The organism is Nocardioides sp. CPCC 206347 (genome assembly GCF_048654605.1).
In the GTDB taxonomy this organism is placed as follows: Bacteria; Actinomycetota; Actinomycetes; order Propionibacteriales; family Nocardioidaceae; genus Nocardioides.
On record NZ_JBMCYZ010000005.1, the window covers coordinates 368,518 to 390,194 of the forward strand.

A 21,677-nucleotide genomic window follows, 5' to 3' on the forward strand; every position below is an offset into this window, starting at 1 on the left:
TCAGTCGTCGCGACCGAGGCCTGCCTCGCGGGCCTTGATCGCCGCACTGGTCCGGTCCTCGACCTGCAGCTTCACCAGCACCGAGGAGACGTTGTTGCGGACCGTCTTCTCGGAGATCCCGAGACGCTCTGCGATGGCCCGGTTGCGCAGACCGGCGGCGATCAGGTCCAGCACCTCGCGCTCGCGCGGGGTCAGCTCCGGGAAGGCTGGCGCGTGGGTGGCCGCCGCCCCGGAGAGCAGGGCGATGATCCGGTTCGCCACCGACTGCCCGTAGACCGCATCGCCGGCAGCAACGGACTCGATCGCCCGGACCAGCTCGGCCCGCTCCGCTCCCTTGAGCAGGTACCCGCGGGCACCAGCCCGTAGCGCGGCGAGCACGGACTCGTCGTCCTCGTGCATGGTCAGCACGAGCACGGCGACACCCGGATGGCTGACCCGGAGCCGCCCGATCGCGGTGATGCCGTCCATGACGGGCATGGCCAGGTCGGTGAGTACGACGTCGGGGCCGGCCGTGGCGACCAGGGCCTGGAGCTCCTGACCGTCCGCGGCCTCACCCACCACCTCGATCCCGGCGACGTCGGCGAGGACCGCGGTGATCCCGTAGCGCACCATCGGGTGGTCGTCGGCCACCACGACCCGAATCATGGCGCCACCTCCCACGGCAGGTGGACCCGGATCCGGGTACCGGGATCCGTCGCCACGATCTCGAACCGGCCGCCCAGTCGCTCGGCCCGGTCACGCATCGAGACGACGCCGACGCCGCCAGCGCGGCCGGCGCCCGGCCCCACGCCGTCGTCCTCGACCTCGAGCACGATCTGGTCGCCCTCGCAGGACACCGCGAGCCGGGCCCGACCCGCACCGGAGTGCCGGACGACGTTGGTCATCGCCTCCTCGGCAATGCGGAACACGGCGACTGCGACGGCGGCGGGCAGGACCGGGAGCTCTGCCGGGATGTCGACGTCGACCACGAGCCCACTTGCCCGGAGCTGCTCCGCGCGGCGCCGGAGCGCGGCCCCCAGGTCGCCGTCATCGAGCGCCGACGGTCGCAGGTCGTCGATGATCCGCCGGGTCTCCTCGAGCGACCCGGCGACCTCGGCGCGCAGTCGCGTGACGAGCTCGACGTCCATGGTCGGCACCCGGGGAGTCAGGGCCTCCAGACCGAGCCCGATCCCCGTCAGCGCAGGCCCGAGGCCGTCGTGGAGTTCCTGGCGCAGCCGCACCCGCTCCGCCTGGGTGGCAGCGACCACCCTCTCCTGCTGGACCCGGAGCTCCTCGGCGACCTGGACGGCGTGCAGGACAGCCGCGATCAGTGGAACGACCGCCTCCACCAACCGTTCTCCGGCGCGGCCGAGTCCCGCGCGGCCGGGCCGGCCACCGACCAGCAGGACGCCGAGGTCAGCGCCCGCGAACTCGAGCGGCCACTCTCGCGGCGACTCGCGCAGCGTGCCGGAGAGTGCCTGGACCGGTCCGTCGATCGCGATGCCGTCGACGTCGAGCGCCTCCCGGACCGCGTCCAGCACGTCTCCGAGCGAGCGCTCGTCCATGTCCTGCCCGATGGAGGAGCCCAGCCGGTTCAGGGCAGTGAAGGGGTCGTTGCGGTCGCCGGTCAGCACCGTCACATGGATGCCGAGCGCCCCGTACCGCAGGACCCCGGTTGCCACCGTGACCAGCACCCCGGCGTACGCAAGGTCACCCAGGGCTTCGTCCGGTCCGACCATGATGACCAGGACGGCGAACACGGTCGCTGCCATCAGCCAGACCAGCGCCCACCTCTCGGAGCCGGTCGACGTCCAGATCCGGCGTACGGCGTCGGCGATGATCGCCACACCGCAGACCAGGATCACGACCGCAGCAGCCCCTGCCATTGCGCCCGCAAGTAGCTCCGGCAGCCGGACCGGCGGGTGCTCGTCGCGCACGACGTCGGTGACCGACGGGTCGCTCGTCGCATAGCCGACGAACAGGAACGGGTACGCGACAAGGACGGCGCGGTCGAAGCGGCGCGGCCAGCGCCCGCTCACCGACCCGCTGGGATAGCGGACCAGGAGGTGGGTCACCAGGAAGTAGACCGGCGGGACCCAGAGGGGCGCGGAGAGGGAGAGCACCAGGGTGCCGAGCGGCAGTCCTTCCTCGGGCATCGCGAAGGCGCGGGCGCCGTACATCTGGCCGGCGTTGCTCAGCATCAGCGACAGCCCGGCGACCCCGATCAGCCACCCGATCGGGTTGCGCGGCCGCGCCCAGACCAGGAACAGCCCGACCAGGCCCGGAGCGAGACCGAGCACGATCTTGCTCGCGTCCGTCTGCGTCTCGTAGGTGAGCGCTGGCTGGTCGGAGACGCCCCGCGACAGGAAGTAGTAGGCGAGGTTGAGCGCCACCTGCGCACCGAACACGGCCAGCCCCAGGCGGCGGAGCGCGGCGTCGGACGGCACGGTCATGGAGCCAGTGTGGAGTCAGACGGGCTGTTGTGGGTGCCGCTTTGTCCCAACTGTCCCGGGAAATCGTCCCGGGCCCGCACGGTCACCGGTCACTGCCGAGAAGACGGGCGAACCGGTGCCATGGAGCTGTTCGTTCACCTTCCACCGAGGAGCAGCCATGACCACCACCGCATCTCTCACCACCGGCACCCGCACCTGGCCCGCCTGGGCCGCGGCGAGCGCCGGCATCTCCGCAGTCCTCACCGCGATCGGCACCTTCTGGTCGCCCCTCGCCAACTACGAGGCGACCCGGACCAGGAACGACTTCTACAGCTGGCTGGTCGTCGTCGGGGTGATCACCGTCGGCCTCGCGATCGCCTTCGGCCTGGCCGTGCGTACTGCCTCCCCGCAGCGTGCCGACCGCCGCGGCCTGGTCCTCGCGCTGGTGTCGGTGCCCCTGGTGGCCGTCTTCTGGACCGGCCTGCCCGTCGTCTTCGCCGGCGCCGGCGCCTGCCTGGCGCTGTCGAACGGCCGTCCGTCGACGGTCGGCAAGATCACGCTCCTGATCGGCGTCCTGGTCCTCGGGGTCGCCGTCACCGCGGCGCTCGCAGGCTGAGGATAGGGGCCTGGCTGGCGGCTGCGCCGATCCGTCAGCCGGCTCCTTCAGGCCGTGAACTCCATGACGCCGTCGTCGACCTTGCTCTTGCGCAGGAACTTCTTGTCGAAGTACCAGTTGTGCTTGAGCCGCCAGGGGTCGCGGTCACCGGCAATCGGAAGCCGCCCGGCCGCCCGTTTCAGGTAGCCCGAATCCAGGTCGAGAATCGGTGCCGGCACGAGACCCTCCTCGTGCGGAGGGACGGCGACCTTGAGGTTGTGCTGGTCCATGTACTCGAGCAACCGCACGACGTACTCACAGACGAGGTCGGCCTTCAGCGTCCACGACGCGTTGGAGTAGCCGACGATGAAGGCGAAGTTCGGGATGCCGCTGAGCATCATCGCCTTGTAGGTGAAGGTCTTGCCCAGGTCGATCTGCTCTCCGTCGACCTCGATCGTCGCGCCACCCATGGCGATCACGTCGAGACCCGTCGCCGTGACGACGATGTCGGCCTCGAGCTCCTTGCCGGACTTCACCACGATGCCGCTCTCGGTGAAGCGCTCGATGTGGTCGGTCACGACATCGACCTTGTGGCTGTGGATCGCCCGGAACAGGTCGGCACCCGGAATGACGCACAGGCGCTGGTCCCACGGGTCGTACGGCGGCGTGAGATGGGTGTCGTAGTCGAAGTCGTCCGGCAGGTGCAGCTTGGCCCAGCGCTTGAGGAGCACCTTCGCGACCTTCGGGTTGCGCCGGCAGAACTCGTAGAACCCGATCGTGACCGCGGCGTAGCGAGCGTGGATCAGCTTCGCTGCCTGCTTCTTCGGCATCGTGCGCTTGAGCGTCTCTGCGATCGGGTCGATCCGCGGCTGGCTGACGATGTACGTCGGCGTGCGCTGCAACATGGTGATGTGCCCCGCGTCGCGGGCCATCGACGGGATCAGGGTGACCGCCGTGGCACCGCTGCCGATCACCACCACCCGCTTGCCGGTGTAGTCCAGGTCCTCGGGCCAGTGCTGCGGATGCACCACCTGACCCCGGTAGTCTTCGAGGCCCGGCCAGTCCGGGGTGTAGCCGGCCTCGTAGTTGTAGTAGCCGCTGGTCGAGAAGACGAAGTCAGCCGTCATCGTCTCCGTGGTGCCGGACTCGGTGTTCTCGACCGTGACGGTCCAGAACTGGTCCGCCGAGGACCACGCGAAGTGGGTCGCCTTGCGGTGGTACCGGATCCGCTTGTCGACGCCGTACTCGACCGCGGTGTCCTGCAGGTACCGCAGGATGTCGGCCCCGTCGGCGATCGCGTTCTTGCCGTCCCACGGGCGAAAGCCGAAGCCCAGCGTGTACATGTCGGAGTCCGAACGGATGCCAGGGTACTTGAACAGGCTCCACGTCCCGCCGAGCTCGCCGCGCTGCTCGAGCACCGCATAGTTCCTCGCGGGGAAGGCACGGCTGATGTGCACCGCGGCGTCGATGCCGGACAAGCCGGCGCCCACGATGAGGACTTCCAGGTGCTTGGCTTCAGTCATGGTCACTCCCGGTCCGGCCGCGAACGAGTTGCTTCCAGGGTGCGGCCCCCCAAGCATGGCGCTTCAGCGCGTCGACGGGAACCGGAAGCTGCCGTGCCGACCGGCCCCGGCTGCGAAGACGCCGGCCCCACTCATCGCCTCGAGGAGCACCTGCGACCCGTGAGCCCACTCGTTGGCGATCGCGTCGGGGATCGCCCGGTCCTCCTGCTCGTACGCCGACAACCGGTCGGCCCTCAGGCACGCCTGTGGGAAGGCCGCCAGCTGCTCGGCCAGCGCGACCGCCTCCTCGAGCGCCTTGCCGGGCGCCGAGACCCGGTTGACCAGGCCCATCCGCAGCGCCTCGTCGGCGCCGACCGGGCGGCCGGTCAGGATCAGGTCGAGGGCGTGGGACTGCCCGACCAGGCGCGGCAGCCGGACCGTGCCGCCGTCGATCAACGGCACACCCCAGCGCCGGCAGAAGACGCCGAACACCGCGTCGGGGTCAGCCACGCGCAGGTCACACCAGGCCGCGAGCTCCAGCCCGCCCGCCACCGCATGTCCCTCGACGGCGGCGATCACGGGCTTGGAGAGCAGTAGCCGGGTCGGGCCCATCGGCCCGATCTCGGGCGCCACACCCGTCGGCGGGGCGACCTCCATCGTGCCCGCGCTGACGGCCTTGAGGTCGGCTCCCGCGCAGAACGCGCCATTCGCCCCGGTGAGGATCGCGACGCTGGCCGAGTCGTCGGCGTCGAACGCCAGGAAGGCGTCGTACAGCGCCCGGGCGTGCTCGGTGTCGACGGCGTTGCGCACCTCGGGCCGGTCCAGCACCACGAGAGTGACGGCCCCGCGACGTTCGATGTGGACGCTCATGCCGACACCACCGTTGGGCGCCCCAGCTCGTGGTTGGTCATCGCGACACTCCGTTCGTTCCTGTGTAGGTCATCGAGATCGCGGCAGCTGGCACGAGGACCTGGTCCTCAGTTGCAGGGAGCGCCTTCACAGCACGGCCGGATGTAACCGCATCCGTCGCAGCGCTCGTGGGAGGTCTCCCAGCGCATGAGGGTGTCGCAGTTCGGGCAGGGTTCGGTCAGGTCGGCCACGTTCCGAGGTTAATCCGGACAGGCCGCCACGACCGACAGACACGACGTGGCTCAACGAGTGTGGTCGTCAGGAGACATGCCAGTTCCCTCCTACTGCGCTCCCGGAAATCCCTGCTGGCGCCAGGCCTCGTAGGCCACCACGGCCGCGGAGTTCGACAGGTTGAGCGACCGGCGGCCCGCCAGCATGGGGATCCGGATCCGCTCGGTGACCCTCGGGTGGTCCAGTACGTCGTCGGGCAGTCCGGTCGGCTCAGGCCCGAAGAGGAGTACGTCGCCCGCCCGGAATTCGACATCGGTGTACCAACGGGTCGCATGGGCCGTGAACGCGAAGACCCTCGAGGACTGCAGTGCCTCGCCGGTCAGCGCGGCATCGAGGTCGGCGTGCACCTGCACGGACGCGAGGTCGTGGTAGTCCAGGCCCGCCCGCTTCAGCTTGGGCTCCGAGAGGTCGAACCCGAGCGGTTCGATGAGGTGGAGCGTGGCTCCTGTGCCGGACACCATCCGGATCGCGTTCCCGGTGTTGGGAGGGATCCGGGGCTCGAGGAACATCACATGGAACACGGCTCACGGTATCCCGGCGACCGTGCTCGATCGTCACCTCGTCTCCCGTGGGCGGCTTGTCGTCGGAGGTGAGCCTGCGGGCGGCAGCCCGTCTGCGTCCGGTGGGGACGGGTACTGCATCGAATGGACAGTCGATCGCCCCGCCCGCTCCAGCGGATGCCGGAGGCCGACGAAATCCCGACGGAAGGTAGTCAGATGACCCAGATCCAGCAGTCCATCGATGTCGACGTGCCGGTGAGCACGGCCTACAACCAGTGGACGCAGTTCGAGTCGTTCCCGCAGTTCATGTCCGGGGTCGAATCGATCACCCAGCTCGACGACAAGCGCCTGCACTGGGTGACCAGCGTCGCCGGCGTCGAGCGCGAGTTCGACGCGGAGATCACCGAGCAGCACCCCGATGAGCGCGTCGCCTGGACCAGCACCGGCGGAGACACCAAGCAGGCCGGGGCGGTGACCTTCCACCGCCTGGACGACGCGAAGACCCGCGTGATGGTGCAGATCGACTGGCAGCCCTCGGACCTCGTGGAGAAGGTCGGCTCGGCCATCAACGTGGACGAGCACCGCGTCAAGGGCGACCTCGAGCGCTTCAAGGACTTCATCGAGGCCCGGGGCACCGAGACCGGCGCATGGCGCGGCGACGTACAGAACGACAACTGACCCAGTAGCTCACTGTTCGGGCATCCCGGCGGGGGTGTTCACCACCCCCGCCGCCCGACCCGCTCTGCGAATCGGTCCAGCGCGTCGATGACTTCGGGGGCGACCCAGACCCGGTTGCGTCGGCCCGCGCCCGAGCGGACCAGGATCCCGGCCTGCTCCAGCTGCTCGACCGCGCGTTGCGCGGCCGACAGCGCGACGTCGCCGGCACGCTCGACGTACGCGACGTTCACTGCCGGCTGATTGAGCAGGGACGGCAGCAGGCGCCGGGCCGCGGAGCCGCGACGCGAGGACAGTCGCTCCGTCCACGACTGGTGGATCGCGTCGAGGTCCTGGACCAGCTGACGTCCGTTGCCGACGGCGTGGAACGACGCGTTGACGAACTGTCGGATGATCGGCCCGACATCTCCGGCACGGTAGGCCGTCAGCGCGCGGAAATAGGCACCGGTGTCGGTCAGCAGACCTGCCGAGACAGGGACAGTCATCCGCCGCGTCACGTCGGAGTGGCGCAACAGCGCATGAACCAGCGCTCGACCGACGCGGCCGTTGCCGTCGTTGAACGGGTGGATGGTCTCGAACTGAGCGTGCGCAAGGGCCACCTGGGCGAGCACCGGCAGGTCCCCGCGCTGCGCGAACGCGATCAGGTCGTCCATGCTCGCCACGACACGGGTGTGGTGCGGCGGCACGAACGACGCCGTGTGCGGGCTCAGCGCACGATTGCCGATCCACACCTGCTCGGTGCGGAATCGCCCGGGGGCGGCGTACTCGTGACCGGTCATCAGCGCCTCGTGGGCAGCCAGGATCGAGTCGCTGCTGATGTCGTCGGCAAGGTCCACGGCCCGCTGCATGGCGGTGACGTTCGCGGTGACGAGCTGGGCGTTGGGGCCGCTCTTCGCGTCGACGGCAGCGAGGGCCAGCGCCCGGGCACCGGCCGTGACGCCCTCGATCTCCGACGACGACGCCGACTCGGTGCGCAGCAGGACCGAGGCCAGCGGAGCCAGCTCGGTCGCGGCGGTCATTCCATCGACCTCTGCCCGACGGTCCGCCAGGGCAGCGACCTCGGCGTCGAACCGCGTGATCTCGCGAATCGCGTCCTCGGCCTCCGCTTGCAGACCGGCGTCCATCGACACCGGCAGCTCCGCGATCCGGGCCGGGACGGCGGCGCGGTAGGGACCCCGGGCCGCCAGCCGTTGCCGGCGCGACGCCTCACGCGTGGGCTCGCGCTCCCAGGGATGGAGCTCCCACCCGATCGCGAAGCCAGCTGCACCGTGGTTCATCCCGCCACGTTACACCACTTTATTGACCTAAAGTGGTGCAACTGTCGCCCAGCTCAGCCCGGCGGCACCAGGCCGAGCAGCATCTTCCTGCTGCCCTGCCACCGCTCCTCGATGAAGCCCATCCCCCACACCGGCACCGAGATCACGAGCCCACGAATCACCGAGAACACCGTGTCCATGAACGCGAAGAGAGCGGCCTCGTCCTCGAACCGGTCGGCAAGGGGGCGCAGCGCCTCGAGCCCGATGTCGACGATCTTGACCTCGAGCTCCCGCACCGTCTCGACGTAGGCCGGCTCGGAGCCGGCCGCCATCCACAGCTGTGCCACGGCGAGGGCCCGCGGGGTGGCGAGCATGCGCCAGGCGAGGTCGATCAGCTGCTCGGCGTCGACCACCCCGGTGTCGAGGACTTCCCGGACGGAATGGCGCGCATCGGCCTCGATGCCGTCGGCGAGGTGCCGGACCGCAGCGGAGTGCAGGTCCAGGCGCGTCGGGAAGTGGTACATCACAGCGCTTTGCGACACCCGCACCGCGTCGGCGATCCGGCGGGTGGTCACCGCCGCCAGCCCTTCGGAGGAGACCACGTCGACGGCGGACTCGAGCATGGCCTGTCGCGTCGCCTGCCGCTGGGCTGCTCGTGTGACCTTCATCAAGTCCCGTTTCCGTTGTCATCGTCGGGTCGTGGGACCCATAGTACGGTTACTGTTCACGTGAACTGTGAAAGCGAGATGTCATGGACGCCACTCGGCAGACCCACCACGAAACCCGCACCACCCACGTCGTCAGCGGCGACGCCCGCCTGGCCGTCTTCGAGCACGGCGACCCGGCCGCCGAGACCGTCCTGCTGGTGCACGGCTGGCCGGACACGCACACCGTCTGGGACGACGTCGTACCCCTGCTCGCCGAGAACTTCCACGTCGTCACCTACGACACCCGCGGCCACGGCGCCTCTCCCCTGCCCGGCACCAAGGACAAGTTCACGCTCGAGCTGCTGGCGGATGACGCGGTCGCCGTGGCCCAGGCCGTGAGCGATCGCCCCGTGCACCTGGTCGCCCACGACTGGGGATCGATCCAGCTGTGGGAGGCCGTCTGCCGGCCCGATGCCACCGAGTGGTTCGCGAGCTTCACCTCGATCTCGGGACCGAGCCTCGACCATGCCGTGACCTGGTTGCGTGGACTCGCGAAGCGGCCGACGCCGCGCAACCTCGCCACGCTCGCCCAACAGGCGGCCAAGTCGTCGTACATCTACTTCTTCCTGACCCCGCGCCTTCCGGAGGCACTGCTGCCTGTCGTCGGCCCCCGGGTCTGGCCACGTCTCTTCAAGGCCACGGAAGGGATCGCCGCGCCCGAGCCCGCCGCGACCTTCGCTGAGGACATGGTCGCCGGGGTCCGCCTCTACCGCGCCAACATGCTGGAGCGCCTGCTCCACCCGCAGCCCCGGCGCAGCCAGGTCCCCCTCCAGCTGGTGGTGAACTCCAAGGACATCGCGATGACGCCGTCGATGTTCGAAGGCGCTGCCGACTGGACCGTCGACCTCACGCGGGTCGACCTCGACCGCGGGCACTGGCTGCCCGTCAGCGATCCCCAGCTCGTCGCCGACCTGGTCACGAGCTACGTCCTCAACCGTGGAGGCAACGATGCCTAGGACCCTGACCGACCCCGGCGTGGTCGCCCTGCACGCACGCAACGTCGCCTTCGACGTCAGCCGTACCCCGTTGCAGTGGATCCGTGGCGACGCCTTCGCCTCCCACATCATCAGCGCGATCAACTTCGTGCTGCCCGAGGGCGAGCGCTGGTTCTGCGAGACGTTCAACGAGGCGCTCCCGCTGATCGAGGACGCGGACCTGCGTGAGGCCGTCCGCGGCTTCATCGGCCAGGAGGCCATGCATGCCCAGGCGCACGACGACGTCCTCGGCGACCTCTTCCGCGCGCAGGGCATCGACACCGCGCCGATGGTCGCCGTCGCCGAGCGGATCTTCCAGCAGATGCTCGGGCCGCGGAACCTGCCCACGGCGGCCGCCCGGCACAAGCACCTGGTCGCCCGGCTCGCCCTCATCGGCGGCATCGAGAACCTCACCGCACTGCTCGGTGACTGGGTGCTCACCGCCCCTCTCGAGGAGTACGACGCCGACCCCGCCGTCCTCGACCTGTTCCGCTGGCACGGCGCCGAGGAGGTCGAGCACCGGATGGTCGCGCACGAGGTGGCCGAGTACTTCGGTGTCGGCTACCTCCAGCGCGCCGGCGCCCTCGGCATCGCGTACGCCGGCTTCCTGCTGTTGCTCGGCCGGGTCGCGCACGACCTCGTGAAGCAGGACCCCGACCTGCCCGACCACAGCTATGCCCGTGTCTGGTTCGAGCTCGTCCGCAGCGGCCGGCGTGGCACCCTGCCGACGCTGCGCAGCATCGGATGGAGCGCCGCCCTCGGCCTGCACCCGCGCTTCACGCCCGAGTGGATCGGCAACACCGCACAGGCCGTCGCCTACCTGGCGAAGAGCCCTGCAGCCCGGGCCGCGAGCTGATGGAGAGCACCGCCTCCGACCCCCTCCTCAGCGCCGCCGACCTCATCCTCCGGGCGTGGACGCGCGTGGGGCCCTCCGAGGTCCCCGCGACCCGGCGGCTCCCCGATGCGGGCCTCGACCTGGTCGTCACCGAGCGCACCGTCGTCGCGACCGACCAGGACGTGGTCAGCTTCCAGCTGGCCCCACCCGACGGCGAGCGCCTGCCGTCGTGGCGACCCGGGGCACACCTCGACGTGCTCCTGGCGTCGGGACGCAAGCGGCAGTACTCGCTCTGCGGTGACCCCGCCGACCGGACGTCGTACCGGATCGCCGTACGACGGATCCCGGCTGAGGATGGTGGCCTCGGCGGGTCCGCCGAGATGCACGACCTGCCCCTCGGCGCCACGCTCCGGGTGAGCCGACCGCGCAATGCCTTCCCGCTGGCCGTGCCCGGGCACGGATCCCCCGCCGAACGGCTGCACTTCGTGGCCGGCGGCATCGGCATCACTCCGATCCTGCCGATGCTGCGGCTCGCCGACGCGCTCGACGTCGACTGGACGATGGTCTACGTCGGCCGCCGGCGCGACACCCTGCCGTTCCTCGACGAGCTGGCGGCGTACAGCGACCGGGTCGTCGTCCGCACCGACGACGCCGATGGTCTCCCGACCGCCGCCGACCTGCTCGCCGGCGTGGACGCCGGGACTGCCGTCTACTGCTGCGGGCCGATCCCGATGATCGACACGTTGCGGTCGGGCCTCCTGGACCGGGCCGACATCGAGTTCCACTTCGAGCGCTTCTCGGCACCGCCGGTCGTCGACGGCCGGGCGTTCACGCTCGAGCTCGAGAACACCGGCGAGGTCTTCGAGGTACCGGCGGACCGATCGCCGCTCGACGTGCTGGCCGAGGCGTACCCCGCGATCCCGTACTCCTGCCGCCAGGGCTTCTGCGGCACCTGCCGGCTCACCGTCGTCGACGGCGACGCGGACCACCGCGACGGCTCCCTCACCGACGACGAACGCGCCGCGGGCTGCCTGCTGCCCTGCGTCTCGCGCGCCCGGGGCGACCGGCTCGTCGTCCGCGCCGACCTCTACTGACACCCTCGATCGATCGGGAGGCATCATGCCCACCACCACGACCCATGACGTCGTCATCATCGGCGCCGGTTTCTCCGGCATCGGTGTGGCGATCCAGCTCGACAAGGCCGGCTTCGACGACTTCCTCCTCCTCGAGGACGGTGACGGCGTCGGCGGTGCGTGGCACTGGAACACCTACCCGGGCGTGGGTGTCGACATCCCGTCGTTCAGCTACCAGTTCTCCTTCGAGCAGCGGAACACCTGGTCGCGCGTCTACGCGCCCGGTGCCGAGCTCAAGGCCTACGCCGAGCACTGCACGGACAAGTACGGGCTGCGCGAGCGGACCCGCTTCAACACCCGCGTCACCGGCGCCCGCTTCGACGACGACACGCACGAGTGGACGCTCGAGACCGCCGACGGTGACGAGATCGTGGCGCGCAACGTCGTGGTCGCGACCGGCGCACTGACCCAGCCGAAGCTGCCGGACATCGCCGGCGTCGAGTCGTTCACCGGAACCACCCTGCACACCGCACGCTGGGACCACGACGTCGACCTGAGCGGCAAGCGGGTCGCGATCATCGGCACCGGCGCCTCCGCAGTGCAGGTGATCCCCACCATCGCGCCCGAGGTCGAGCAGCTCACCGTGTTCCAGCGCACTCCCATCTGGTGCCTGCCGAAGCCCGATGCACGGCTCGCCTGGCCGTTGCGTACGGCGCTGCGGGTGCCCGGCGCGAAGACCCTGACCCGCACGATCAGTGAGGCGTTCGTCGAGGCGAACTTCCCCATCGCCGCGCACTTCTACGGCGTCGTACCGCTGGCCGACGGCGCCGAGCGGATCGGCCGAGCGTTCCTCCGCCAGCAGGTCAAGGACCCGGTGACCCGCGAGAAGCTGACGCCGAAGTACGGCCTGGGCTGCAAGCGCCCCAGCTTCTCCAACCGGTACCTGTCGGCCTTCAACCGCGACAACGTGGTGCTCGAGACCACCGGCATCGAGGCCATCACGCCCAGCGGCGTGCGCACCACCGACGGTGTCGAGCACGAGATCGACGTCCTCATCCTGGCGACCGGCTTCAAGGTCTTCGAGAAGGGCAACATGCCGCCGATCCCGGTCGTCGGTGCCGACGGCCTCGACCTCGAGGCGTGGTGGGACGAGAACCGTTTCCAGGCCTACCAGGGCGTCAGCATGCCGGGCTTCCCCAACCTCTTCATGATGCTCGGGCCCTACGGCTTCAACGGGTCGTCGTACTTCAACCTGATCGAGGCGCAGAGCCGCCACATCGTCCGCGCGCTGCGCGAGGCGCGCCGCCGCAGCTCGACCCGGGTCGAGGTGACCGCCGAGGCCAACGACGCCTACTTCCAGCGGATGCTGGGCCGCCGACCCCAGCAGGTGTTCTTCCGCGATGCCTGCGCGACGGCCAACAGCTACTACTTCGACGCGCACGGCGACGTGCCGTTGCGGCCGGCCCTCACGCTGGAGACCAAGTGGGAGGCTGCACGCTACGACCTGGACGACTACACCTACGCGTAGACCGTCGCGGCCCCGCACCAAGCACACGCACCGAACTCCGAGGAGAAGCCATGAAGGCCGTCGTCTGTCACGACACCAAGCTCGAGGTCACCGACGTCCCGGCACCCGAGCCGGGTCGCGGCCACCTGCTGCTCGACGTGCACCACTGCGGCATCTGCGGGTCCGACCTGCACGCCCGTGTGCACGCCGACGACATGGCCGACGCGGCCGCGGCGAGTGGCTATGACGGCTTCATGCGTGCCGGCGACTCCGTGGTCTTCGGCCACGAGTTCTGCGGCGAGGTCGTGGACCGCGGGCCGCGGACCAGCAAGGAGATCAAGACCGGCACCCGCGTCGTCGCGATGCCGATCCTGCGCACCGGCGGTGCCGTCCACACCACCGGACTCTCCGTCCACGCTCCCGGCGCGTACGCCGAGCAGGTCGTCGTCCAGGCGGCCCTCGCGATGCCCGTGCCCAACGGCCTGCCCTCCGACAAGGCCGCGCTGACCGAGCCCATGGCGGTGGGGCTGCACGCCGTACGCCGTGGGCAGGTGAAGAAGGGCCAGGTCGCGGTCGTGATCGGCTGCGGCCCGATCGGCCTCGCGGTGATCTCGCTGCTCAAGGCGTCGGGCGTCCGCACGGTCATCGCCAGCGACTTCTCCCCCGGCCGCCGTGCGCTCGCCGCCCAGTGCGGTGCCGACGTCGTCGTCAACCCGGCCACCGATTCGCCGTACGACGCCGCCGACGCCCGCGGGAAGTACGTCACCGCTGCGGGGCTGTTCGACCTCGCCGTGGACTCGATGACCAAGCTGCGCGCCGTACCCCTGCTGCCGTGGTGGACCGCGATGGAGACGGCCCAGAAGCTCGGCGCCCTGCCCGAGGGACCGGTGATCTTCGAGTGCGTGGGCGTGCCCGGCATCATCGACCAGGTCATCGCCAGCGCGCCGATCTCCTCACGCGTGGTCGTCGTCGGCGTCTGCATGGGCAGCGACGCGATCCGCCCGGCGATCGCGATCAACAAGGAGATCGACCTGCGGTTCGTGCTGGGCTACCTGCCCACCGAGTTCCGCGAGGCCCTGCACCTGATGGCCGACGGCAAGGTCGACCCCACACCGCTGATGACCGGCACCGTCGGGCTCGCCGGCGTGGAAGCGGCGTTCTCTGCACTCGGCGACCCCGAGAAGCACGCCAAGATCCTGGTCGATCCCCGTTCGGACACCACGGCGATCTGACCAGGATCCGCGGGACCTAGCGGAGGACCTTCCGCACCAGCCGCCAGATCAGCGGCTGCGTGACGATCTTGCGCACGATCGCGCGCAGCCACAGCGGCCGGATGATCGACTTGACGATGCGCGGCAGCAGGCTGTCCGTGCGCACCATCACCAGCTCGAGCTCTTCCTCGACCTTCCGGTTGCGCACCACCGCGGCGGGGTGCCGGATCGGGAGCTCGAGTGGGCGCGCCGGGATCGAGTCCTTCTTCGCGCGCACGTTGGTGGCGCCCTCGCCGTACCCGTCGTTCTCGATCAGGTTGTGGCGCGGCACGGCCGAGAGGCCGTTCTGGTTGATGATCGTGACCCACCAGTGGTGGTCCCAGAAGTACGACGACGGGTCGACGTCTTCGGCGACCTTGGTGAAGTGGCGGCGACCCGCCTCGGAGACCAGGGCGTCGGGGTGCGGCGGTGCGGGCACCGCGCGGTGCGGCGGAACCAGGCGGCCGGGTTCGTCGACGGGGACGTGCTGACGGTCGAACAGCGCCCGGTGGGCCTGCCAGCGATCGGCCCAGCTCGCCCAGCCCCAGATGCTGGCCCAGGTCGCGAAGTCGTAGCTGTTGTCACCGAAGTAGGACTCGGGCACCTCGTGGGTGTCGCCGGAGATCAGCCAGACGTCCTTGTTGTCCCGGTAGCGCTCGAGGAGGTCCTCGCAGTACACGAAGAAGGTGGGGTCGGCGATGCAGTCGTCCTCGAGGAAGATCGCCTCGGGCACCTGGGAGAACACCCAGTCGATGCCGGCCTCGATGTTGGGGTCGAGCCCACGGTTCGTCTCGGCGAACCGCGGCAGCACCTCACACGGCCAGTCGACCTCGTCGAACAGCGCGCGCACCTCGGCGCAGAGCCGCTCGTCGTTCTCGTTCCCTGCCCGCGGCCCGTCGGCGATCACGAACAATTTCTCGGGCTTCGCGCCCCTGATCGAGGCCAGCGTGCGCCGGGTCAGGTCCGGTCGGTTGAACACGAACATGACGACTGGGGTCTGCAACGACACTCCTTGTTGAGCGAGATCTGGCAGTCGCCACCATATCGATCCTGCCGCTGATAGAGTCGCGCCCGCTCGACCAATGGTCACCGAATTCGGCCGCCCCCACGCCGAATTTCGCAGTTTGCGTGGGTGTATTTGTCGCCGTACGTGCGGCAGGCGCCCAATGAGTCCGACAGGAAAAATCACCCACCATGAACGACTTCTGGTACGGCAAGCGTGTCCTCATCACGGGCGGCGACGGCTTCGTCGCCAGCAACCTGACCGAGGCCCTCATCCGCCGCGGCGCGCTCGTCACCATCACCGTGCGGCACAACCGCCCCGTGCCCACCGCCGCCCTGCTCGGCTTCGACGGCCGGCCGGACGTCGAGGTCTGCGAGATGGACGACTTCGCGCAGGTCCAGCGCCTGTGCAACCGCCACCAGATCGACACGATCTTCCACCTCGCGGCCTCGGCCATCGTGGGTGACGCAGCGAACGCTCCGATGAGCACGCTGCACAACAACATCCTGCCGACGATGAACGTGCTCGAGGCCGCGCGCATCAACAACATCCCGCGGGTGCTCATCGCCTCGACCGACAAGTCTTACGGCGACCACGCCGACCTCGACGACCCGGAGCCGCTGCCGTACCGCGAGGGCCACGCGCTGCGCGGAATGGACGTCTACAGCGCGTCGAAGGCCTGCGCCGACATGATCACGCAGACCTACGGGTTCCAGTTCAAGGTGCCCGCCCTGATCGTCCGCAGCTGCAACATCTACGGCTCGGGTGACCTCAACTTCTCGCGCCTGATCCCGCGGACCAGCCTGCGCATGCTCAACGGCAAGGCCCCGGTCATCAACCTGGGCAACGCCGACGTGCTGCGCGAGTACGTCTACATCGACGACCTGGTCGACTCCTACCTCTTCCTCGCCGAGAACGTCGAGCGCCACTACAACACCGACATCCCCAGCACCGGTCGTGCGACCTACGGCTGGGCGGCGTACAACGTCGGCAGCTTCACCACTGCTGACGGCAAGGAGCCGCAGGAGTTCAGCAACATCCGCAGCGTGCGCCAGGTCATCGAGCAGATCGGCGGGATGCTCGACAACAAGCTGGAGTCGGTCACCATCCCCAAGCCGGACAACTTCATCGAGATCCCGGACCAGTTCCTGGACTCGTCGAAGCTGCACGACTTCGGCTTCACCCCGAAGATCGACTTCGAAGAGGGCCTGAACCGCACGGTCGAGTGGTACGCCAAGAACCAGGACCTGTTCACCAAGGCCGGCGCGCGGCACGTCCTCGCCGACTGACACTGCCGACTGACGACCGGCACTGAGGACTGGCTCGTCACCGCCCGGACAGGGCGGCGGCGACCACGTCCTCCTCGGACAGCAGCACCGTCGCGGCCGCAGGGCCGAGCGGGATGAAGGTGTCGGCACTGGCGACCCTCGAGAGCCGGCCCCGGTAGCCGTGCTCGAGCAGGCCGGTGACGACCCCTTCGGACACTCCCCCGCTGGCGCGCGTCTCGTCCACCACGAGCACCGCCGGGAAGTCCTCGGCCAGCGTGCGCAACCCGTCGAGTGGCAGCGGCGACAGCCAGCGCATGTCGACGACCGTGGTCGCGATGCCGTGCTCGCGCAGTCGTTCGCTGGCACGCAGGCTCATCGGCACGCCGTTGCCGAAGCTCACGAGCAACAGGTCACCACCGTCGCCGTACACACCGACCTCGCCCAGCGGACGGTCTGAACCTTCGCTGGCGGCGTCCGCGAAGGGCGCCGTCCAGCCACCGTCGCCCGGCGCCAGGTCGCGGACGTGGTAGAGCGCGATGGGCTCGAGGTAGACGCACACCCGCCCGTCCTGGCGGGCCAGCTCCAGGCAGGTGCGCAGCAGGCCCGGTGCGTCGGCGGGATGGCTGGGGACCGCGAGGACCAGCCCGGGAATGTCGCGCAGGACGGCCACGGAGTTGTCGTTGTGGAAGTGGCCGCCGAAGCCACGCTGGTAGGCGAGTCCGGCGACCCGGACGACCATGCCGTTCTGGTACTGGCCGTTGGAGAAGAACCTGAGCGACGCCGCCTCGCCGCGCAGCTGGTCCTCGGCGTTGTGGAGGTACGCGAGGTACTGGATCTCCGGGACCGGGACGAACCCGGCCAGGGCCGAACCGAGCGCCACGCCGAGGCTGGTCTGCTCGTCGAGGAGGGTGTCGAAGACCCGCTGGGCGCCGTACCGCTTGCGCAGCCCGCGGGTGACGCCGTAGACGCCGCCCTTGACGGCGACGTCCTCACCGAACACCAGCATCTCGGGGTGGGTGGCCAGCAGCTCCGCCAGGGTCTGGTTGATCGCCTGGGCGAGGGTCAGCCGGGCGCCGTCGGGCTCGTTGGCGGCCGCCGAGGGGGTGGTGACGGGTGGCGGGACCGCCGGCAGGGCGAGGGGCGCCATCACCTGCGCCCGGTCCGGGAGGTGGGGCTCGTCGAGCGCACTCCGCGCCGCGTCCATCACCCTGGTCCGCATGTCGTCGTACGCCGCCAGGATCTCGTCCGGCGTGGCCAGTCCACCGCTCATCAGGCAACGGGCCGTGGCGAGCAGCGGATCCTGCTCGTAGTCGCCGACGATCTCGCCCTGGGTGCGGTAGGCGATCTCGGTGTCCGAGCCGGCATGGCCGAGGAAGCGGACGGTGTCGAGATGGAGGACAACGGGCCGCCGGGTCTCCCGCACGCGGGCGACGGCCGCCGCCGTGCGGTCGAGGAGCGTCGTGGGGTCCGCACCGTCGACGTGGACGTACGCGATGCCTGGAATGCCCTGCAGCATGGCGCCGGGCCAGCCGTCCGGGGACCGTGTGCTGACGCCGATCCGGTTGTCCTCGCAGACGAAGAGGATCGGGCACGGCACCTCCCGCTGGGTGAGGTACGACGCCGCGTTGATCGCACCCACCGCCGTCGAGTGGTTCGCGGACGCATCGCCGAAGCTGCTGACCACGATCGCGTCGTTCGGCCAGGGCGTACGTCGGCCGACCGCCCGCGCGAGGCCCAGCGCGTACGCCAGTCCCACCGCGCGCGGCAGGTGCGAGCTGATCGTCGAGGTCTGCGGAATGATGTGGAGGTCGGGATGACCCCAGACCTTGTGCCGCCCGCCCGACATCGGGTCGCGCGCCGAGGACGTCAGGCTCAGCAGCACGTCCCGGATGGGGTCGGTCGTCGCAGCCCGGGCCGCCCGGGCGGCGTAGAAGCCGCCGGAGCGGTAGTGCAGGAGCGCCGGGTCGTCCACGCGCGTGAGCAGTCCCAGCGCCGCGTTGCTCTCGTGGCCCGCGGACCCGATCGTGTAGTGGCCGCGTCCCTGTCCCTGCAGCCAGCGCGCCGCGTAGTCCAGGTGGCGGCTCTGCAGCTGGGCTGCGAAGAGCGAGTGCAGGAGCGCCGGATCGCCGGGAAGGGCGCCGTCCGCGGGATCCGCACTCCAGGAACGCACCGAGCGCGAGAAGAACTCCTCGACCGTCTCCACTGCCGCCTCACGTCCCGTGGAACAGGTTCACCGCGTGTGGCCCGAGTACGGCGACCAGGTCCGCCACCGGGTCCTGGTCCTGCGGCGCGGGCACCAGCAGGTAGCTGATGCAGAGCCGGGCGACCACGCGGGCCATCGGGACGGCCCGGTCGATCGCGAGGCCGGGAGCCAGGACGACGTACCGCTCGGCGAGGCGTTGCGTCGTTCGCTCGACGAGCGCGAGCTCGTCGAGCACCATCCCGCCGAACAGTCCTCCCGACGCGGAGCGGTCGAATGCACGGCCGAGGACAGGGTCGGTGACGACGGACGAGAACCAGGAGCCGAGCACCTGGGCAAGGGCGCCCATCACGTCGCCGTCGGCGATCAGCGCCTCGTCGTCGACGGGCACGTGCTGGTCGACGAGACGGTCCACGAGGAACTCGACGTACAGGTCAGCCAGGGTCGAGCGATCGCCGAACTCGTTGTAGATCGTCTGGCGCGACACCCCGGCTTCGTCGGCGACCTTCGTCAGCGAGATCGACGACCACGGGCCCTTCGCCAGAAGGGTGGTGACCGCGTCGAGGATCCGGACGCGGTTCGTCACGGGCGGCCACGTGGACCTGGCGCTGGAGTCCGTCACCTCCACATCATCGCGCACCCGGGGTCCCGATCACGGACTCATGCGCTCCGGAGCAAGCGTGCCGTCGAGGATCGATGCCGCGACATCACGCAGCGCGAGCTGGTTCTTCCGGCTGTGGTCCCGCATCCTGCGGAACGCCTCATCGACGTCCACCCCGGACTTGGCCATCATCACGCCCTTGGCCTGCTCGATCAGCACACGACTGTTCAAGGCCGTCTGCAGCTGTTCGGCGAGCAGGTCCGCCTCGCGCACGGCGCGCTCCTGCAACAGGCCGATGGTCGCCACGTCCGCCAGGGCCTGGGCCAGCGCGAGGTCGTCCCGGCTGAGCTCACGCTGGTCGGTGCAGAACAGGTTCATGGCGCCGATCACCTGGTCGCGCAGGCGAAGGGGGACGGCGTGGGTGGACTGGTAACCCAGCTCCAGCGACGCGGCGCTGAAACGGGGCCACCGCGCCTGCGCCTCGGCGAGGTCGACGTTGGCGACGACGTGACCGTTGTTGAAGCAGTCCAGGCACGGCCCCTCTTCACTCTGCAGCTCGAAGAGCTCCAGGTCCTGGGCCCGGTTGCTGGTCGATGCCACCACCTGCAGCCGACCGTGCTGGTCGCTGAGGATGACACCAGCAGCATCGGCGTGCAGGAGCTCGACGCTGCGCTCGGTGAGAGTGCCGAGGAAGTCCAGGGCATCGAACTCGGCGACGAGGGTGTCGGCCAGTTCGACGAAGATCTCGGCGAGCCGCTGTTCGGTCTTCACGATGGTTCCTGTCTGCCGTGCATGGGTGATGACGTAGCGAGCGGCTGTTCATTCATCATCGCTCCTCAGCGATCCGATGCGAAGGGTTCCCGCCAGCACGTCCCGTGCAACCAGGAGGATGGGGCGCTCCGCGGCGTACGCGTGCGCCCGCAACAGCTGCAGGGCCTCGGCCAGGGTCACGGCCGCAACCACCGACACGAAGCCGGTGGCCTGGTGCACCTCGGCACGGTTCTCCATGGGGTGCGCCAACTGAGGAGGCAGTCCGCCTCCGGGCGACACCTGCGACTGCAGGTGCAGGACGACCTGGACGGCTGCGTCGGCGTACGTGAGGGCATCCGCGACGGCCTCGGGTGCCAGGCTTCCCGGCTGGTCGCGGTAGAGATCGAGGATCCCGATCCTGATCGCGCCGACCTGCAGGGGAAAGGCGAAGATCGCCTCGATCCCGGCGTCGAGCGCTTCGGGGCCGAAGGCGGGCCAACGAGCCATCGCCGTACGCGCCAGCTCGGGTTGGAGGACAGGCCGACGATGCCGCGACGCATCGATGCAGGGACCCTCGCCCAGTGAGAACTGAAGGTCCTCCATGGCGGCAGCCAGCCCGTCGGTGGCCGCAACCACCCCCTGATGGCCGTCATCGTTGATCAGCGCGAGGCCGACTCCGGTGACGGGTATGTCGCGCGCGCAGTCGTCGCACAGACGGCTGAGGATCGTGGCCGGTTCCTGGTCCGATGACAGCAGCGACGCGAGGATGCCGCTCGCGGTCTTCCCCCTCGTGGCCATGTGTTTCGACAGTAGCCCGAATGCCCCGACCGCGGGGACTTTGTGGACGGGCACATCCCGGTGCTGGTAGAACGAACCAACGGGCGTCCGCGTTGGACGCCTTCACCCCCGGACCCCGGGTGACGCACCGTCCTTCCAGAGGAGCGTCATCATGACGGAGGTCCTTCTTCTCACGACGCGGCCCGACACCGGGTACGAAGTGACACTCGCCGACGGCGATCCTCGATGCGCCACCATCCGGGTGCGGGGCGACCTCGACCTCGCAGCCAGGGAGTGGCTCGCTGACGTCCTCCATCGCCAACGCGAGACGGGCCGGGTCGTCGTACGGCTGGACCTGTCGGCGGTCGTCTTCATGGATTCCGCCTGCCTCGGCCTGCTGGTCCGCGAACACCCGCGCTTCCTCGCCGTTGACGGCCTCCTGGCGCTGACCGACGTGGGGCCGCGGATCACCCGTCTGCTGACGGACGCCCACCCCGATCGTCCCGTGTTCGTCCTGCAGACCACCCCGGATCCCCCGTGTGATGACACCGGCACGCCGCTCGCCCGCGACCCGGTGATGAGGGCGATCCTCCGCGCACGCGACCTGTTCCACCGCGCATCGACGATCTCCCCGGGCTGATCCCGGGCGCGCG

21 protein-coding genes are annotated in these 21,677 nt (G+C 69.8%); 9 read left to right on the plus strand and 12 right to left on the minus strand.

Going from position 1 to position 21,677, the window contains the following annotated elements:
* The gene (locus tag ACOACQ_RS18705; RefSeq protein WP_420288997.1) at nt 1-645 is read right to left on the minus strand and encodes a response regulator; all 645 of its coding nucleotides are present in this window, start codon (nt 643-645) and stop codon (nt 1-3) included.
* A complete protein-coding gene (locus ACOACQ_RS18710; RefSeq protein ID WP_420288998.1) occupies nt 642-2,432 on the minus strand; it encodes a sensor histidine kinase in 1,791 nt (596 codons plus the stop codon). Before ACOACQ_RS18710 ends, ACOACQ_RS18705 begins: the two co-directional genes overlap by 4 nt.
* 157 nt (nt 2,433-2,589) lie before the next feature.
* Here ACOACQ_RS18710 and ACOACQ_RS18715 point away from each other — a divergent pair, with 157 nt between their 5' ends.
* Nucleotides 2,590-3,027, plus strand: coding sequence for a hypothetical protein (locus tag ACOACQ_RS18715; protein ID WP_420288999.1), 438 nt, complete (start codon nt 2,590-2,592; stop codon nt 3,025-3,027).
* A 47-nt stretch (nt 3,028-3,074) separates the two neighbouring features.
* On the opposite strand, the gene ACOACQ_RS18720 is transcribed toward ACOACQ_RS18715, so the two are convergent.
* The 3 genes from ACOACQ_RS18720 to ACOACQ_RS18730 form a co-directional block, all read right to left on the minus strand.
* The gene (locus ACOACQ_RS18720) at nt 3,075-4,529 is read right to left on the minus strand and encodes a flavin-containing monooxygenase (RefSeq protein WP_420289000.1); all 1,455 of its coding nucleotides are present in this window, start codon (nt 4,527-4,529) and stop codon (nt 3,075-3,077) included.
* Between the two features lie 63 nt (nt 4,530-4,592).
* Nucleotides 4,593-5,378 (minus strand): crotonase/enoyl-CoA hydratase family protein, encoded by a 786-nt coding sequence (locus ACOACQ_RS18725; protein WP_420289001.1) that lies wholly within the window; start codon nt 5,376-5,378, stop codon nt 4,593-4,595.
* Nucleotides 5,379-5,698: 320 nt separating this feature from the next.
* Nucleotides 5,699-6,169, minus strand: coding sequence for a tRNA (cytidine(34)-2'-O)-methyltransferase (locus tag ACOACQ_RS18730; RefSeq protein WP_378601999.1), 471 nt, complete (start codon nt 6,167-6,169; stop codon nt 5,699-5,701).
* Between the two features lie 195 nt (nt 6,170-6,364).
* Between ACOACQ_RS18730 and ACOACQ_RS18735 the strand changes: the two genes are divergently transcribed.
* A complete protein-coding gene (locus tag ACOACQ_RS18735) occupies nt 6,365-6,826 on the plus strand; it encodes an SRPBCC family protein (protein WP_378602002.1) in 462 nt (153 codons plus the stop codon).
* A 38-nt stretch (nt 6,827-6,864) separates the two neighbouring features.
* Here ACOACQ_RS18735 and ACOACQ_RS18740 read toward each other — a convergent pair whose 3' ends face one another.
* Together ACOACQ_RS18740 and ACOACQ_RS18745 are read right to left on the minus strand one after the other, a co-directional pair.
* Nucleotides 6,865-8,100 (minus strand): Fic family protein, encoded by a 1,236-nt coding sequence (locus tag ACOACQ_RS18740; RefSeq protein ID WP_420289002.1) that lies wholly within the window; start codon nt 8,098-8,100, stop codon nt 6,865-6,867.
* Nucleotides 8,101-8,153: 53 nt separating this feature from the next.
* Nucleotides 8,154-8,747 carry a TetR/AcrR family transcriptional regulator gene (locus ACOACQ_RS18745; RefSeq protein ID WP_420289003.1) on the minus strand — a complete coding sequence of 198 codons (594 nt, stop codon included), beginning with the start codon at nt 8,745-8,747 and terminating at the stop codon, nt 8,154-8,156.
* Between the two features lie 83 nt (nt 8,748-8,830).
* Between ACOACQ_RS18745 and ACOACQ_RS18750 the strand changes: the two genes are divergently transcribed.
* The 5 genes from ACOACQ_RS18750 to ACOACQ_RS18770 are packed head-to-tail and all read left to right on the plus strand — an operon-like array spanning nt 8,831 to nt 14,407.
* The gene (locus ACOACQ_RS18750) at nt 8,831-9,742 is read left to right on the plus strand and encodes an alpha/beta fold hydrolase (protein ID WP_420289004.1); all 912 of its coding nucleotides are present in this window, start codon (nt 8,831-8,833) and stop codon (nt 9,740-9,742) included.
* Entirely contained in the window at nt 9,735-10,616 is an 882-nt protein-coding gene (locus ACOACQ_RS18755; RefSeq protein WP_420289005.1) for a metal-dependent hydrolase, read from the plus strand. The genes ACOACQ_RS18750 and ACOACQ_RS18755 overlap by 8 nt, the downstream gene beginning before the upstream one ends.
* Nucleotides 10,616-11,689: a PDR/VanB family oxidoreductase gene (locus tag ACOACQ_RS18760; protein ID WP_420289006.1), complete on the plus strand. Its 1,074-nt coding sequence runs from the start codon at nt 10,616-10,618 to the stop codon at nt 11,687-11,689. Before ACOACQ_RS18755 ends, ACOACQ_RS18760 begins: the two co-directional genes overlap by 1 nt.
* Nucleotides 11,690-11,714: 25 nt before the next feature.
* Nucleotides 11,715-13,196: a flavin-containing monooxygenase gene (locus ACOACQ_RS18765; protein ID WP_420289007.1), complete on the plus strand. Its 1,482-nt coding sequence runs from the start codon at nt 11,715-11,717 to the stop codon at nt 13,194-13,196.
* 50 nt (nt 13,197-13,246) lie between these two features.
* On the plus strand, nt 13,247-14,407 hold the full coding sequence (locus ACOACQ_RS18770) for a zinc-binding dehydrogenase (protein WP_420289008.1): 1,161 nt from the start codon (nt 13,247-13,249) through the stop codon (nt 14,405-14,407).
* Between the two features lie 16 nt (nt 14,408-14,423).
* Here the strand turns inward: ACOACQ_RS18770 and ACOACQ_RS18775 are convergent, their stop codons facing one another.
* The gene (locus ACOACQ_RS18775) at nt 14,424-15,428 is read right to left on the minus strand and encodes a hypothetical protein (protein ID WP_420289009.1); all 1,005 of its coding nucleotides are present in this window, start codon (nt 15,426-15,428) and stop codon (nt 14,424-14,426) included.
* Between the two features lie 191 nt (nt 15,429-15,619).
* On the opposite strand from ACOACQ_RS18775, the gene ACOACQ_RS18780 reads away from it, so the two are divergent.
* Complete coding sequence (locus ACOACQ_RS18780; RefSeq protein ID WP_378602038.1) at nt 15,620-16,717, plus strand: NAD-dependent epimerase/dehydratase family protein; 1,098 nt, start codon at nt 15,620-15,622, stop codon at nt 16,715-16,717.
* A 37-nt stretch (nt 16,718-16,754) separates the two neighbouring features.
* Here the strand turns inward: ACOACQ_RS18780 and ACOACQ_RS18785 are convergent, their stop codons facing one another.
* From ACOACQ_RS18785 to ACOACQ_RS18800, 4 genes are all read right to left on the minus strand, one after another.
* Nucleotides 16,755-18,899, minus strand: a complete 2,145-nt coding sequence (locus ACOACQ_RS18785; RefSeq protein ID WP_420289010.1) for a thiamine pyrophosphate-dependent enzyme — start codon at nt 18,897-18,899, stop codon at nt 16,755-16,757.
* A gap of 7 nt (nt 18,900-18,906) precedes the next feature.
* Nucleotides 18,907-19,482: a TetR/AcrR family transcriptional regulator gene (locus ACOACQ_RS18790; RefSeq protein ID WP_420289011.1), complete on the minus strand. Its 576-nt coding sequence runs from the start codon at nt 19,480-19,482 to the stop codon at nt 18,907-18,909.
* Nucleotides 19,483-19,548: 66 nt separating this feature from the next.
* Nucleotides 19,549-20,268 carry an ANTAR domain-containing protein gene (locus ACOACQ_RS18795; RefSeq protein ID WP_378597559.1) on the minus strand — a complete coding sequence of 240 codons (720 nt, stop codon included), beginning with the start codon at nt 20,266-20,268 and terminating at the stop codon, nt 19,549-19,551.
* A 48-nt stretch (nt 20,269-20,316) separates the two neighbouring features.
* Complete coding sequence (locus ACOACQ_RS18800; protein ID WP_378597558.1) at nt 20,317-21,045, minus strand: GAF and ANTAR domain-containing protein; 729 nt, start codon at nt 21,043-21,045, stop codon at nt 20,317-20,319.
* Between the two features lie 151 nt (nt 21,046-21,196).
* Between ACOACQ_RS18800 and ACOACQ_RS18805 the strand changes: the two genes are divergently transcribed.
* Nucleotides 21,197-21,664 (plus strand): STAS domain-containing protein, encoded by a 468-nt coding sequence (locus ACOACQ_RS18805; RefSeq protein ID WP_378597557.1) that lies wholly within the window; start codon nt 21,197-21,199, stop codon nt 21,662-21,664.
* The last annotated feature ends 13 nt before the right edge of the window (nt 21,665-21,677 follow it).